The sequence below is a fragment of the Halocola ammonii genome (assembly GCF_049334165.1).
In the GTDB taxonomy this organism is placed as follows: Bacteria; Bacteroidota; Bacteroidia; order Flavobacteriales_D; family Sanyastnellaceae; genus JBEGHD01.
Window position 1 is genome coordinate 98,031 of sequence record NZ_JBEGHD010000011.1, and the last position, 15,422, is coordinate 113,452.

Here is a 15,422-nt window from a genome sequence, read left to right on the forward strand (position 1 = left end):
CCTCCTTGATGCCATTTATGAGGGTACAAAACTGAATAACAATAACTTAAACAACAAACCGACATAGTTAGATAAAGGTAATACTTCCTTTATTGATACGTTTGTGGCTATTTAAAGACGACCAAAAAATGAACAGACTAATTATATTATTGACACTCTTTTTGGCAACGAATTGTTTCGGACAAAACGCGTTTATTATCAAAGACGTTGTTGGACTGGACGGGATTAACAGAAGTGACTTTAAGATGAATCCGAGCAATATTTTTGAAGACAGTTTATACGTTGTTTCAAAAACTTGTAGTGGCGAATGGGGTGGAACAATAAAATTTAAGAACAAAAAGACAGGCATTGAATATTCAGCCGCTTCTACTTGTCCTGTTGTGGTTAATAAACTGAACGGAAAATATTACATAACAAATACTTTGGCTCATTTAAGTGGCTTTTCAGAAATTCTTGAAATTAGCAATCCAGAATTAATGACCGTTTTTGAGTTGCCTAAACCGAGAAGCAAAAAAGGAAAAACCATTGTTAGATACGTTGGAGATGACGAATCAAAATCAACAAAAGGGACAAAACAGTTGGTTGACAGTATTGGTGTATTGACACTGGCTACATTTCCATACAATGGACAGTTGTATCATATTGTTACCGATTTTAAAATGACATTCTTAAGCAAAATCGAGAATAATAAATTTGTAACAATTGACACTATTTCCGATAACAGCATTTGGACTTACGACCCAGAAGTTTTCGTGAAAGATAATGGACATATGATTGTCTTTTTCAAAAATCAAGAAGTGGAAGGTATTTTGGACATTTATGAAAACCAAATAACGGTAAGACGAAGAAAATAAAAACAGCCACTAACAATGGGTATAAAACATAGGGCGGACAGTGGTTTCCGTAAGTTTTCGGCTCTTCACCAAGTTTGTTTCGGGCGGACAGTTAAGTGCTTCGAAATGCCCTACGTTTCATACCCGAGCCGTTGGGCTTAATTTGAAATGAAACTTCTCACCATCATATTAGTCATTCTGACAACAAGCTGTTCGACAGTGAATCATAGACTAGATCGATCACAAAAACAGGCAATCAAAGAGTCTCATTACCAGATTGGTGTAGGTTTAATCAGTCCTCAAAAGAAATTTCGAGAAACAATGCTTCCCGAAAATTTTAAAAGCGCTTTGTTTTCCGACTCGAAGACACCGATAATTTTGATCGAAGATTACGAGGAAACTTGTGGTTCTTGTCCGAGTCATCAACTCCGATTTGTAAAAGGTGACACAATTTATATAGCTAAAAGAGATCTTTTCATTCCAACCGAGACAGATTCTGTTTTCCGACCAACATATGATTTTGAGAAAATTGAATTTGAGCCTGATTCAGAAAACACACGTTACAAGATGCAGTACGGTGATATTTTTGAAATTCATCGAAATTTAGCTCAGAACAAAGATTGGAACTCAAATCCGTTTGATTATGGAACAGACGACTGTTTTGGAGGGAGTTTAACTATCGTTTCAGTAATTTATCCTGACCAGAAAATTGAGTCCATGTATGTCAGATGTTGGAGGCCAGAAATATTTCTTGAATAAAACAAATAAAAGTTAAGCCCAACAAAAAATAAGGTAAAAGCGGCCATCACCTCTTCGGTTGATCAGGACGTCTGAAGAAAGTATTTTTCCATACTTTCAAATTCTCGGAAAGCCGCACTAGCTTTGGTCAAATGGTTCTACCAGTTATGAAGAAACTTCTATCGTTTATTCTGATTTCATTTTCGACAATAACAGCCAAGGCTGATTACGTGCCCGTTGACTTGTATGCGATGATGCTAAAGGCCGAAAAGATAGTCTACGGAGAGATTATTTCTCTTGACTCATTAACCTTCACTTTAGAAATAGAAGGAAGCGTGACTGGAGATACAGGAAATGTTACAGTTAAGAGATTTCAGGACTGGCCTTGTGCTCACCGCTGGACGGACTATCGAACTGGGCAGAGATTGTTTCTCTTTCTCCATACCTCTAATGGAGCCATGGAAACTATGAGTGCTGGAAATGAAGGAGAGCTACCAATTTGCCAAGACTCAATTTACATCAATAGTTCATCATTGATTCCACCACCGCCAAAAGGACTGGAAGCAAAGCGAGATACGGGTTTAAATAGTATTGAATTCTTTGAGTCAAGAACTCACATGCTATTTGGTGAGGGATATTATGGCTACAGCATGAGCTTGCAAAATTTTCTAACGGCTATTCATCGCATTCGAGGTTGTTTTGACATCGAAACGAAGTATGATCATTATCGAGTAGAAAAAGCCAAGCTACTTTGTTCTGTGGAAAAGACTCAAAAATTGATAGCAATCGATAAAATATTTCGGTGGACGTACAAAGAGTTAATTATTAACTAGTGGCTTCGTTTGGTTTGTCTTCCATTGCCGCTGTCGAGGGCTTTGATTTGATTTTTATGAGTTTTAATGATTCAAATGATTTCTTTGATTAATGAGGCTGATGAAAAAGCAGAAGATTGATTTTTTAAGAAGTAAAAGGAGAGTTCAAGTTGGTGTGCTTGATTTAGTTCTATCCTACTTATCTTTGATTTTTATCGTTGGTGTGCCTTGGTTGGTTTTTATTGTGCCTTTTGTTCATCAAGTACTGAATGGAAAAGTACCAAGTAGCTTATTTACATGCATATCCCTATTGTTGACCATCGTAGTAGTTTTTATTCTCCTATCGATTAATAAATCTTTCAAGCTGACAGAAATTGGAAATTATGCAGACGCAGATGTACATGAAGATGTTAAGTTGTGTTTCGAAGAGCTGAACTGGAATTACGAGAAACTCTCGGAATTGGAGTATGTTGCTTCTACTCCGATTTCTTGGTTCTCCTGGGGGGAGATTGTCTATTTAGCCCTGGTTGATGATTTGGTTCTAATGAATAGCAGAGGGAGTGTGTCTTCAATTACCTTTGGGAAAGACAAAAGGAATTTGAATAAATTCAAGAAAGCATTTATGCGAAGAGTCAAGAGTAGAAGGTGAATTACTAGAATTCAGATGTGAATAATTTAGAATAATCATTCTGAACTAAAATACAAAAACCCCGAAAGCACCAGCTTCCGGGGTTTTTAATTTCCATTGAATTGCTTTCTACTTCTTCGCTTTCACCATTTCGGCAGTGCCGATGTGTTTCCCTTGGAAAGCTTCCATCTATTGGAGGCCGTGGTTTGGATGTTTGAGCATCAAATAAACTTGAAGCTTACATTTAGAAGCTCTTGTTCTCCATCGCACTCACCAAAGTTAAAGTCGACTACTATTTCGGTTTTTCTTGAAACAATCTTCTTGTTAAGGAAGAGGGTAGAAACTCTCAATCCATTAACATAAATACTTAACAAACGGTTTTCCTCAGATAATTGTACTTGCTTGTAAATATCGATATGATCCTGAGAAGAGATGACATCATGAAAAATGGTATCTCTTTCAGATAGGACCAATAAAGTATCTTCTTGCAATCCTGATCCAATAAGAAGCGTTTGGCCAAGTAGTGCTTTAGTGATTAGTGTGAAAGCTACGGAGAGTAAGACTAATCGAAAGTTAATCATGGCTTTTTCAGTATGAATTTTCCTTTGCAAACAGCACCAAAATACAAAAACCCCGAAAGCACCAGCTTTCGGGGTTTTTAATGTCCAATGAGTTTCTTTCTACTTCTTCGCTTTCACCGTTTGGGCTGTGCCGATGTGTTTGCCGAGGAAGGCTTCCATGGCGCGGTAGAATTTGAATCTGTTTTCTTCATTTCTGAAGCCATGGCCCTCTTCGGGCTCCACGAGGTATTCCACGTCCACTCCGCGTTTTTTCATGGCAGCAACCATTTGGTCGCTTTCGTCCACATTTACCCTCGGGTCTTTAGCTCCCTGGGCAATCAGCAGCGGATCGTCAATTTTGTCGGCATGGAAAACCGGTGAAGCTGCACGCAACATCAGCGAATCTTTTTCGCTTTCGGGATCACCCACCATTTCGTAGAGCATCTGGCGATACTGCTCCCAGTAAGGCGGGATGGTGCTCATAAAAGTGAAGAGGTTGGAAACACCCACATAGTCTACACCACATGCGTATAGCTCTGGCGAAAATGCCAATCCTGCAAGTGTGGCGTATCCACCGTAAGACCCTCCGTAAATGGCCACGCGATTCGGGTCGGCAATGCCCTGGTCGATGAGGTATTTCACGCCATCGCTAATGTCGTCTTGCATAGTTTGTCCCCACTGCTTAAACGAGCTTTCCCAGAACTCACGGCCATAACCGGTAGACCCTCTAAAGTTCATCTGCAGAACAGCATATCCGCGGTTGGCCAAAAATTGTACTTCGGGATTGAAGCCCCAGGTGTCTCTGGCCCAGGGTCCACCATGAGGATTGATTACCACAGGAAGATCTTTGGCTTTCACGCCTTTCGGCAAAGTCAGGTATCCATTGATGGTAAGGCCGTCACGCGATTTGTAGGTAATTGGAGTCATCTCGGCCATGTCGTTTTCATCGAGCCATGGGCTCACTTCTTCGATCATGTTGAATTCGCCAGTGCTCTTGTCGTAAAAATAGTAGGCTCCGAGCGATCGGTCGCTGTAGGTGCGCACGATAAACTTGTCTTCGGATTTATTGAGTCCGGTAACTACCACTTCTTTTCCAGGAAGTTTGTTTTGGAGAAATCCGTAAATCTTTTCGGTTTCGTCATCGAGGAATTTTCGGTGGCGCTTATCCGTAGTGTACGAAATGCTGGTGAGCACTTTGCGCTTTTCGGAGTAGTTCAAGCTCGACACGTCCACTTCCGGGTGCTCGAAAAGCACTTTGGTTTCTTCTCTCTTGTCGAGGTCGTAAACAGCAATCACGCTTTTGTCTCTGCCGATGTTGGTAGAAACGTAAAGATCCTCGTTGTCGAAAGTGAAGAACAGCGGTGACATCGATTCTTTGAAATTTGTGGTCATGATGTTTTCCCACTCATCATCTTCGGTGTCGCGGTAGAGGAGACTTTGGTTTACACCATCGGTAGCGAGTGCCACTCGGAGTTTACCATCGTGGTCGGTCATCCAGCCCGAGATGTTTCCGGGATTTTCGGCAAGCATTTCCAACTCACCGCTCACAATGTTCAATCGGTAAGGATCAAAAATTTGGGGTACCCTTTTATTGAGCCCCACCAAAATATGGTCGTCATCACCTTCGAGGTCATCGATGAGCTGGGTTCTAACGCCATCGAAATTGGTGAGTTCTTTAAAGTCGCTTCCATCGAGGTTCACTGCGTAGAGCGCGTAGTTTTCATCTCCGCCATCATCTTTGAGGTAAAGAATCCTATTGTTGTTGGCCCAGGTGTAGCCTGCAATATCTCTGTCAGTCACTTCCGTGATTCGCGTGGCTTCTTCGCCTTTTGCTTTTCTCACAAAAACGTTCATTCGGTTTTCGTAAGGAGCCATGTAAGAGATGTGCTCGCCATCGGGAGAAATCTGGTAGCTCGATTTTTCTGGGTTTCTAAAAAAGTCTTCTAAGGGGTACTGTTTGGGTTTTTCCATTTTCGCGGATTTTCCTTGTTGTGCCGCCACATCTGTGGGAGCCGATGAGAAAATTATCAGCGTGAGAACGCCAATTGCAAATGAAAGCATTTTCGGTTTCATGGTTATAGGGTTTTTGTGATGTTGTTATGGCAGATGAAATTACGCCTTTTTGCAACCGGGTTGATCAAAAAATGTTAAGCGCAACAAATTGGGGGCGAGTGGGTAATGCAGGAAATTTAATACAGGTATGAGTCCTCCTCCGACTTTAACTTCTCCGCTGAGCTTCGAAGTTAAAGCCACCTCCTCCAAAGGAGGACAGCGCTCGAGCAAACTGAAAAGCTTACTTTTCCTAACTCTTAAAAGTTCCAGGAGTCAACCAATCGAGGATGGGTTTCAACAAAAAGAATAAAGAGTTCAAGAAGAAATGCCATTAGAGATATAGCAATTCACCAACTCACTTGATTATCTTTGTCGGCCTTTCAGATGATGGAGTTTCACACATACACGCTGCCTAACGGCATTCGACTGATCCACAAGGAGACCAATCGCGAGGTTGCTCACTGCGGATTGGTGATCAATGCCGGTTCGCGCGATGAAGAAGAGCACGAGCAAGGCCTGGCTCACTTCATTGAGCATGCCATTTTTAAAGGTACCGTGAAGCGAAAGCCTTACCACATCCTCAACCGTCTCGACAGAGTGGGGGCAGAGATCAACGCATACACTACCAAAGAGGAAATCTGGATTTACGCTTCTTTCATCAACAAGGATTTTGAAAGAGCTGTGGAACTCATTGCAGACATCAGCCTGAACGCTACTTTCCCGGAAAAGGAATTGGTGAAGGAACGCGATGTGATTATCGATGAGATCAACTCTTACCGCGACAATCCCGGAGAGCAGATTTTTGACGACTTCGAAGAACTGCTCTTCGAAGGCCATTCCATCGGACGAAATATTCTCGGTACGCTGGAGAGTGTGAAGTCTCTATCGAGGGAAGATATTTTCAACTTCAAAAAACGCAGATACGTCACCGAAAACATGGTTTTCAGCTCGGTGGGGAATATTCCTTTCAAACGAGTGAAGCGACTGGCAGAGAAGTTTTTTGGTGGTTACCAACACCACATGGCTGAAGAAAATCGCAAGCCATACACCGGCTACGAGCCGCGACACAAAGTAGAAGATGCGGATACTCACCAGGTGCATCACCTGTTGGGTTCAACGGCTTATCACTTCGATCACCCCAAAAAGACTGGGCTTGTTGTGCTCAACAATTTCCTCGGTGGTCCGGCTATGAACAGTAGGCTCAATATGGGGATTCGTGAAAAGTACGGTCTTGCCTACAATGTGGAATCGAACTATACGCCTTACTCAGACACGGGAGTGTTTGAGATCTATCTGGGTACCGACCCTACTTATTTCGAGAAGAGTAAGAACCTTATCGCCAAAGAGCTGAAAAGCCTTCGCGAAAAGAAACTTGGTGCCACTCAGCTTCAACAGGCAAAGAAGCAATTGATTGGACAAATTGCCCTCGCTCAAGACAGCGGTGCGGGAACGATGCTGGCGCTTGGGAAAAGCTACCTGCTCTACGATCGGGTGGATTCTTTGCAGGAGGTTTTTAGAAAGATCGAAGAAGTGACTTCTGAAGATCTAATCGAAATTGCCAACGAGATTTTTGACGAAAGTCGGATGAGTTCGCTAACGCTGACTTAATCTTGTTCTATTCTTCAAATTCTATGTTGTAGTGTACCAGTGCTGGCAAAAAGTATATTTGATTGAATTTTTAGAATATTAACTTTGCTCCCTGCTCAGTCTTTGAGTTTTATTCAGGAGATGCTTTTTAGCAAATTGTTATCCAATTAAATTTAACTTGTACTCAATGAAAAATCTTGTCACCCCTCTTGTAAAGTATACCATCAACAAGGCAAAGACAAATAAATTCATTCAGAACATATTTGAATCACCTTTTGATCTGTCGAAGTTTCCCGAGAGTGGCGAGTTCACAGATTCTCACGGGAACAAATTTGTGCTTCGTTCTGGGCTCAGGAGCAAAGTAAAGCCCGGCTGGGAAATGCTGGCAAAAGGAGCCTTACCCGAGCGCAATGATGAGTATTGTCGCAAACAAAAGCAAATTGGACAGGTTGCTGTGGAAAAGGCAACACCGGTGATAAGCTCTTTTGGCAAAAGCCTGGACAATGCAACAATTCTGGAGGTAGGTTGCAATTTTGGAGCGACTTCTTATTCTTTAGCTGAATGCGGTGTGAAGAAGGTGGTTGGTTCAGAATTCACCGGCTATAAAGTGGAATCTGTGGAGTCTAAAGATGATGACAGGAGCTTGCAACTTGAAGAGGTAAATGCAGAACTTAAAGCGACAAGAGAGAGAATCGCGTCAATGAGTGCGGATAGCGACAAAGTTGAATTTGTTGAAGATGATATTTCAAATTCTCGTTTGGAGCCCGGTACTTTCGACATAGTTTGTAGCTGGCAGGTTCTCGAGCATGTGCACGACACAGCAAATGCATTCAAATCGATGTACAATTTGCTCAAAGATGATGGAATTCTTTTTCACGAATACAATCCTTTCTTTTCGCTAAATGGTGGCCACAGCTTTTGTACGCTGGATTTTCTCTGGGGTCATGTCAGGCTTAATGATGAAGACTTTGCGCGCTATCTCGAAGAAATCCGACCCGAGGAAAAAGAAAGGGCGATGTCTTTTTTTAAGACGGGACTGAACAGAACTTCTCAAAAAGATGTAAGAACTCAACTTGAAGAAGCTGGATTTGAGGATATCACTATTATACCTTTCCCTAAAGAGCAACACTTGCGAATGGTTGACAGAGAAACTTTGACGCAATGTCAAAGAAATTATCCAAACATTGATTTGCTCGACCTGACTTCTCCGCGGGTTTATATCCTTGCCAGAAAGAAGAAGTAAGGACTCTTCGGTTTTGTTGCTTTCACTCTACTCAAACTCAATGCTGTGAAGCACCAATCCAGCTGCCGGAGCGATGGTGTCGAAGGTTTGACCTGATTCGCCTTTGAGCGATTCGCGGATGTCTTCAATCGTTTTGTTTCCCCGGCCGACCTCGAGCAGTTGTCCCATCATCAGTCGCACCTGGTTTCTCAAAAAGCCTGAAGCTTTCACACGGTAGGCAAAGGATTTCTCAGGAAAGAAGTTGGCGGTGTAGATGTCGTTTTCTTCGATGTGGCTCGTGAGAACCTCTCGTTCCAGAATAGTGTGCGGACTCGGTTTTTTGCAGTACTGCCTAAAATTGTGGCGGCCTTCGAAAAGAGCTGCTGCCTTTTTCATTTCATCCACATCCAGATCTTCCAGAAAAGTGGCGATGAAAGGAGCACTGAAAGGATGCGGCTTTTCTCCAAAGGCGAAGAAGTAGATGTATTCCTTGATCTTGGAGTGCTGAATCACGTTGAACTTGCTGTCGACTTCTCTCACACTTGTCGCCCGGATGTCGTTGGGTAGATTTAAATTTAGCAAATCGAGAAACTCTACTTCATCCAACTTTTCGAAAATGAAGAGTTCAAATGCCATTTCGGTGGCAGAGACTTTCGCATCTGTTCGGCTAGAGCCGAGGGTTTTAAAGTTTTCGTGACCGCAGATGAACCTCACAGTTTTGTCGACCATTTTCTGAATGGTTTTCACGTCAGGCTGTACCATCCAGCCGTGAAACCGAAAGCCGAGATACTGAATGTGGATGAGGTAATAGAATCTTTCCATGACTGTGGCGATGAGGGGTGCGAAGGAACGGAATTTTTTAAAAAACAAAACCCACACTCTCCGGGAAGAGAATGCGGGCTTTGCAATAATTAGTATTTAGAGTGTACCTGTATAGGTTATTTCTTAATCATTCTTTTGTTGATGTTGCTTTGCTCGGTTTTTAGGGTGATGATATAAACACCAGAGCTGATTTCCGAAACATCAATGGAGTTTTCTGACGAACTTCCAGCCAGATCGAGATCAACCGACTTCACAACTCTTCCGTTGAGGTCTCTCACGAGTAACTCGGCTTCTGGAGAAGTGCTATTGAATACATCTACATTCAACTGATCTCCGGCCGGGTTAGGATAGAATTCGAAAGATAATTCGTTTTCGAGTTCTCCGACTCCGATGGTGCTTGCATCGTCAATTACATTGATGCTAAACCCTGCAGATCCTCCAAAGCCCGGAATGAGGTCTGGAATCATATCCGCTGAAATCTCAAGACAGAAAGTCGCTTCACACTCTTCCTCATCTTCTGTTTCGAAAACTACTGTGAGGCAGAGGGTGTAAGGCCCGTCTCCATCATAATCATAATCTGGATAAATTTCTCCTGAAACACTTCCATCACCAAAGTCCCACTCAATGCTTTCTGCATCTTCAATGCTGTCATTCGGGATCACGAAAATGGTATTTGGGAAGTTTTCGCTGGCCGTGAGAACAAAGTCGATGAAGCACTCAGGCGGGTAAATGCAAGAGCCATCATCCACGTTGGCTTCAGGGTCGTAATTGAGAGCCTCGGGGTCTGTACAACCAGCAATTTCGCCTTCGCCACAACCTTCTTCATTAATTCCAAAGTAAACGATGTGCGGGTCACCTTCACCGAGGTTTCCACCTGCTATCATTTCATTATCCGCAAAAACAGTGATTACCCCGTCCCATTGTGTGTCGGTGAGGTTGTACAGTTCAATAGTGTGGCAGCCATCCTGAAGGCAAACTTCAACGATGTTGGTGCCTCCGGTGTAGCCATCGGCAAAGAGCGTGTCTCCACTGAAAACTCCATACTCGATGTCATTCTCACCGAGGTTTACATCCACCTGAAAGGAAACAACTGTTCCGGAGCACTCAGGATAGATGCACGAGCCATCATCCACTGTAGCGACCTCAGAGTAATTTGTCGCTTCTGGGTCTGTACATCCCGGAAGGCTCACTTCGTCACCGCAATCTGGAGAATTGATGTTGAATTGCATGAATCCGTACTCTCCGTTTGGCAAAGTACCTTCGAGAATATCTTCTCCGTCAAGTTCGATACTAAACTCACCGCCATTCCAGCCGTTACCAGCTGAGTCGAAAAGCTCAAAAGTATAGCAACCATCTTCGAGACATATCCAGTGTGAGTTTTCGCTGTAGCTTTCGTATCCACCGTCTCCGTAAATCTCTACTTCGTCCTGCACGATGTTCCACGAAACCTGACCACCGCCATCTTCAGTTTCTATTTCAAGTTCAACCCAACTTACTTCGCAGTCGTCAGGATAGAGGCAAGAGCCATCATCGATCGTGGCATCATCATCGTAGTTTACGGCAGCAGGATCTGTGCAGCCTTCACCACAGGGGTCAACATTAAAGGAGAAGTTTAGGGAGGCTTCTGTTGCATCATCATTGAAATCGTAGAAAGCCACAACTTCATCATTGGCAATAATGCTCACATTTCCATTCCATCCTGTAAAAGAGTTGTCGGACAAATTGAGAGCATAACATCCGCTGTCTGCAAGACAGAGATTAATGTTCTGGGACCCACCGGCATTCCCTTCTTCAATATCAAAATCAAACGTTACAAGCTCGAGTTCCCATTCTATGTCCTCGAGTCCCACATTCGTTTCGAAATCAATTGTTACAGGAATATTATCACACTCGAGATATTCACACGAACCATTGTCTTCAGTCGCTTCTGGGTCGTAATTCACAGCTTCTGGGTCGGTGCATCCTTCCAGGTAGACTGTCTCATCGCACTCGGCATTTATTCCAAAGTTGATATATCCAAAGTTTCCATCTGGCATTCCCGTTTCGAAAATCTCTTCGTCACCTATTGATAGAGAAAATTCAGCTCCATTCCAGCCATTTACTGCAAACATTTGCAACGTGTAGCATCCGTCTTCCAGGCACAGCCATTCATGGTATTCTGAAAAATTCTCAAAGCCGGTTCCAGCATAAATTTCTTCTTCATTTGCATTGAGCAAGTACCAGGTAATTTCATCGGCCTCGTACTCTGTTTCTAACTCAATCTCTACCCAGCTGCCATCGCAGTCTCCAGGCAAAATGCAAGAGCCGTCATCGATGGTAGCATCTTCTTCGTAGTTGAGCGCATCCGGATCGGTGCAGCCCTCTCCACAGCCTTCGGAGTTGACTCCGAAGTGAAGCACTGTTGGGTCGCTGTCGAGGTCGGCCGAAGCCACCACGCCATTTTCCATCAGTACAGAAACGACTCCGTCCCATTCAGTATCGGTGATGTTGTAAAGTGAAAGTTCGTAGCAGCCATCGTAGAGGCAAAGCTCGTGAGATTCTGTGGCACCGGTGTAGCCATCAGCAATAAGCGTATCTCCCGAGACTAGTCCCCATTCGATGTCCTCTGCTTCGAGGTTGACGTCAAGCTGAATGAGAACAGCGGTTTGGTTGTCGTCACAATTGAATTCTATCTGAGAACTGGCATTGAAGCCGAAAGTGATCAGAAAAACGATTAATAAGGTAGCTCTATACATTGGTTATTAGATTTTTTAGATGATGTCTTTTTATGTGACACAGATAAAAGCGGATAAGTTGCAAATGCCTTAAATAAAAGGGAGTCAGCGCATTTGAGAATACAACAAACCCCGAGAGTAAACTCCCGGGGTTTTGCTTAATTATAAGGTTTTTGTTTTTAGTTTTTCAGAATCTTGAATGTCTTGTATTGACCTTTAGTGCTGACATTGATAAAGTATAATCCAGAGCTGTACTGAGAAATGTCAACTTTATATTCTCCACCGTTTTGTTCTAAATTTACTTTTTGGGATTTCAAGGTAGCTCCGTGGACATTGTAAACGGTAACAGTCGTTTCACTTTTCCAGTGCACATTCGATGAAAGCATGACGAAATCCGTAGCGGGATTTGGGTACACTTCGATGCTTTCCAAATGCTGCTCTTCATCGATGCCAATGGTGGAAGCATCTTCGATAATGTTAATGAAGAAGCCAGTACTGTTTCCTCCAGCACCAGGGATGAGGTCTGGAATCATATCCGCTGTTATCTCCATGCAGAATGTCACATCGCAAGTATCATTTTCACCAACTTCAAAATAAACCGTGAGACATAGGTTGTATGGTCCGTCACCCTCGTACTCATGGTCTGGGAAGAGGTCAGTAGAAGTTGACCCGTCTCCAAAATCCCAAAGCACGCCAACAGCATCCCCGATACTATCCGAAGGAATCACGAAAAGCGTGTTGAGGTTCAATGAGTCTGCCGTGAGATCAAATGAGATAGAGCATTCCGAAGGATAAATACAAGAGCCGTCATCGATAGTGGCGTCTGGGTTGTAGTTTTCGGCTTCCGGATCGGTGCAGCCCTGAAAGAAACAATCGTCAGAATTAATGCTGAAGTCAATGGAGTCAAAGCTACCTTCCCAATCTGCATCTCCGTCTTCAAGTGTTCCAGAGTCAATTACATCTCCTTCAAGTAGAATTGTGAAAGTTCCGCCATTCCAGCCATCACCGTAAGAATCGTACATTCCAAATTGATAGCAGCCATCTTCCAGGCACAAATCGATGGTGTAGGTAGAATAACTTTGATAACCTGCACCCTCTGCTATAGTTTGTTGCTCGTCTCCGTAAATGGCCCAGGATACTTCTCCACCCCATGCTTCTGTTTCAATAATCACCTGAACATTGTTTGCCTCACATGGTACTTCTTCATATTCACAAGAGCCATCATCAACAGTAGCTTCGGGGTTGTAGTTAAGGGCTTCAGGATCAGTACAGCCTTCAATTTCGTCACTGCAATTGCTATTGACAGGGATGTCAAAAGAGAGGTTTGTGTCGTTAGAGATTTCTTCAATTAAGTATACCTCACCATTGATGTAGATACAAACCAGACCTGTCCAATCACTATCAGAGAAATCGTAGATTGTAAAATTATAACAGCCATCCTCAACACAAAATGTGTACTCTTCGATTGCGCCCTGACCATCGTATCCACCTCCCTCAAGGTATTCTTCAGTATTCTCGAAAGACCACTCAAAAAGCGCTCCCGGTCCTGCATTTAGTTGAACCAGAATCTCGTTCGCTTCACAATCGCTGTATTCACAAGAACCATCATCAATAGTAGCTTCTGGATTGTAATTTGAGGCTTCTGGATCAATACACCCTTCAATTTCTTCTTCACAATCTGCATTTACACCAAAAGTTACTGAGCCATACTCTCCCGTCTCTAGCTCTCCGCTGGTGATAAAAGTTCCGTTCTCAAGCCATATCGAGAACTCACCACCATTCCAACCATCACCGTAGGAGTCGTACATCTCAAAGGTGTAACAGCCGTCTTCCAGGCAAATCTCTTCAGTGTACTGGTAATTGTTTTCTTCATAGTCGGAGCCCTCTGCCACAATCTCACCTTCCTGCAAAATCGCCCACGAGATTTCTTCCGACCAGGTGTTTGTGACAATGTTTACCACAGCTGGATTTGCTTCGCATTCGTCACTTCCTTCACATGAGCCATCCACCGTGTATTCGAGGTAGCAAGTTCCGTTGTCGCCCTGGTAACCGTCAACCAAAAGGATGTAAGTGGTATTTGGCTCAAGCTCTCCGCATTCGAATTCGAACTTTGACATCAATCCGTTTCCAGAGTTGCCATCACAAAAGATCATCTCTCCGCCACATTCTTCAAACAGTCCAAACTGTGTGTCGGTGAAAGTGTTTGTGCCGTCAGTGATCGCTTCGATGGTTATGGCTGCAGGCTCTTCGGGTGTAGTGAAAGTGTACCAAACGCTCGACTGTTCACCTTTTCCATTTCCAAAGGCCCAGCAGTCGCCAAATATTCCTTCGTTGGAATTTGCTCCTACGTTGCTGATAAGTTGAGTTCCTTCAAGAAGTGGGGCAGCATTTTCGCATAGATCATTTTCGACCTCTTCGGTTCCTTCGTACTCGCAGTTGCCATTGTCAACTGTAGCCCAGGGGTTGAAGTTGAGTGCCTCATTGTCCATGCAACCGAAGTGAATGTTTTGCATTTGGCAATCTTCCTGATTTCCAAAGTTGACAAAAACTTGCTCGCCCGGGTAGATCTGACCTGAGTCGAACGAATCAAATCCAGTAGTGAAATTAAAATAAGTTCCGCCTGTGTTTTGATCACCTGGTTCTAGGATCAGTGTTCCACAACCGTCTTCGAGGCAAAACGGCAGACTGAGAGTAGCCGAATTACTGGAAGTAGAACTGGAAACGTACTCATTGTTAAAAATCAATTCGTAGTCGAGGTTGTTTCCCAACGACTCTGTAGAAACTGTGAGTAGATATTCAACTCCCTCGCATTCTTCATAAATGCAGGAGCCGTCATCTGTATTAGCATCGGGATTGTAATTAGATGCTGCTGGATCAGTGCAACCAGAGATGTTCAACGCCTCACAGTAATTGAGTTCAAAGGGTATATCAACAGGGTTGTCTACTTCATTCGGATTGTTGTTCAAAACAACTGAGGTGAGTGTGGAGTCGCAATTCATGAAGCTTGCTGTTATTGAGCTCCAGGATGAGCCATCCCATGAAATTTGAGTGATGAAGCCACCATCGGGCTCTGTGGTTGCCATTCCTGTGGTCACTATTCCACCTGCGTCTACGACAAATGTAATATCAATTGAGGCTCCGTTGGTGTTGGTCATTTGACCATAAGTGTAGACCGTTTGAGTTTGCTGAGCATTTAGGCAAAAAGCAAAAAAAAGGAAGCCTAAAAGTATAAGGGTGTTTCTAAACATGGTTATAAGTATTTTAATTGAGGCTGGCGGTGTAAAGACTCATTCCACTTTGGGAAAGTTGCAGGTGATTGCAAAATAACTTCTGATCTGGCTTTGAGAGGATTGATGGTTATCAGTTATAGATTGAATAATGTGTTGTTGATTAGTGCCTTATTGAGGGTTGTTATTTAATTTTGCTAGTTCTGGATTTGCTGTTAAAGAACAAA

11 protein-coding genes are annotated in these 15,422 nt (G+C 43.2%); 6 read left to right on the top strand and 5 right to left on the bottom strand.

Translation table 11 applies throughout. The features are described 5' to 3' along the window. Positions 1 to 128 precede the first annotated feature (128 nt). From ABHV44_RS12095 to ABHV44_RS12110, 4 genes are all read left to right on the top strand, one after another. The gene (locus ABHV44_RS12095) at positions 129 to 854 is read left to right on the top strand and encodes a hypothetical protein (RefSeq protein WP_459074952.1); all 726 of its coding nucleotides are present in this window, start codon (positions 129 to 131) and stop codon (positions 852 to 854) included. A 147-nt stretch (positions 855 to 1,001) separates the two neighbouring features. Next, positions 1,002 to 1,592: a hypothetical protein gene (locus tag ABHV44_RS12100; protein ID WP_459074953.1), complete on the top strand. Its 591-nt coding sequence runs from the start codon at positions 1,002 to 1,004 to the stop codon at positions 1,590 to 1,592. 146 nt (positions 1,593 to 1,738) lie between these two features. Beyond that, on the top strand, positions 1,739 to 2,404 hold the full coding sequence (locus tag ABHV44_RS12105) for a hypothetical protein (RefSeq protein ID WP_459074954.1): 666 nt from the start codon (positions 1,739 to 1,741) through the stop codon (positions 2,402 to 2,404). 100 nt (positions 2,405 to 2,504) lie between these two features. Next, complete coding sequence (locus ABHV44_RS12110) at positions 2,505 to 3,032, top strand: hypothetical protein (protein ID WP_459074955.1); 528 nt, start codon at positions 2,505 to 2,507, stop codon at positions 3,030 to 3,032. Between the two features lie 200 nt (positions 3,033 to 3,232). On the opposite strand, the gene ABHV44_RS12115 is transcribed toward ABHV44_RS12110, so the two are convergent. Beyond that, positions 3,233 to 3,592 (bottom strand): hypothetical protein, encoded by a 360-nt coding sequence (locus ABHV44_RS12115; protein ID WP_459074956.1) that lies wholly within the window; start codon positions 3,590 to 3,592, stop codon positions 3,233 to 3,235. A gap of 99 nt (positions 3,593 to 3,691) precedes the next feature. After that, positions 3,692 to 5,644, bottom strand: a complete 1,953-nt coding sequence (locus tag ABHV44_RS12120) for a S9 family peptidase (protein ID WP_459074957.1) — start codon at positions 5,642 to 5,644, stop codon at positions 3,692 to 3,694. 348 nt (positions 5,645 to 5,992) lie between these two features. On the opposite strand from ABHV44_RS12120, the gene ABHV44_RS12125 reads away from it, so the two are divergent. Beyond that, entirely contained in the window at positions 5,993 to 7,231 is a 1,239-nt protein-coding gene (locus ABHV44_RS12125; protein WP_459074958.1) for a M16 family metallopeptidase, read from the top strand. 166 nt (positions 7,232 to 7,397) lie between these two features. Further along, complete coding sequence (locus tag ABHV44_RS12130; protein ID WP_459074959.1) at positions 7,398 to 8,453, top strand: class I SAM-dependent methyltransferase; 1,056 nt, start codon at positions 7,398 to 7,400, stop codon at positions 8,451 to 8,453. Positions 8,454 to 8,480: 27 nt separating this feature from the next. Here ABHV44_RS12130 and ABHV44_RS12135 read toward each other — a convergent pair whose 3' ends face one another. From ABHV44_RS12135 to ABHV44_RS12145, 3 genes are all read right to left on the bottom strand, one after another. Beyond that, positions 8,481 to 9,254 (bottom strand): tRNA pseudouridine synthase A, encoded by a 774-nt coding sequence (locus ABHV44_RS12135; RefSeq protein ID WP_459074960.1) that lies wholly within the window; start codon positions 9,252 to 9,254, stop codon positions 8,481 to 8,483. Positions 9,255 to 9,370: 116 nt separating this feature from the next. Beyond that, on the bottom strand, positions 9,371 to 11,989 hold the full coding sequence (locus tag ABHV44_RS12140; protein WP_459074961.1) for a T9SS type A sorting domain-containing protein: 2,619 nt from the start codon (positions 11,987 to 11,989) through the stop codon (positions 9,371 to 9,373). Positions 11,990 to 12,147: 158 nt separating this feature from the next. Then, positions 12,148 to 15,216: a T9SS type A sorting domain-containing protein gene (locus ABHV44_RS12145; protein WP_459074962.1), complete on the bottom strand. Its 3,069-nt coding sequence runs from the start codon at positions 15,214 to 15,216 to the stop codon at positions 12,148 to 12,150. Positions 15,217 to 15,422 lie beyond the last annotated feature (206 nt).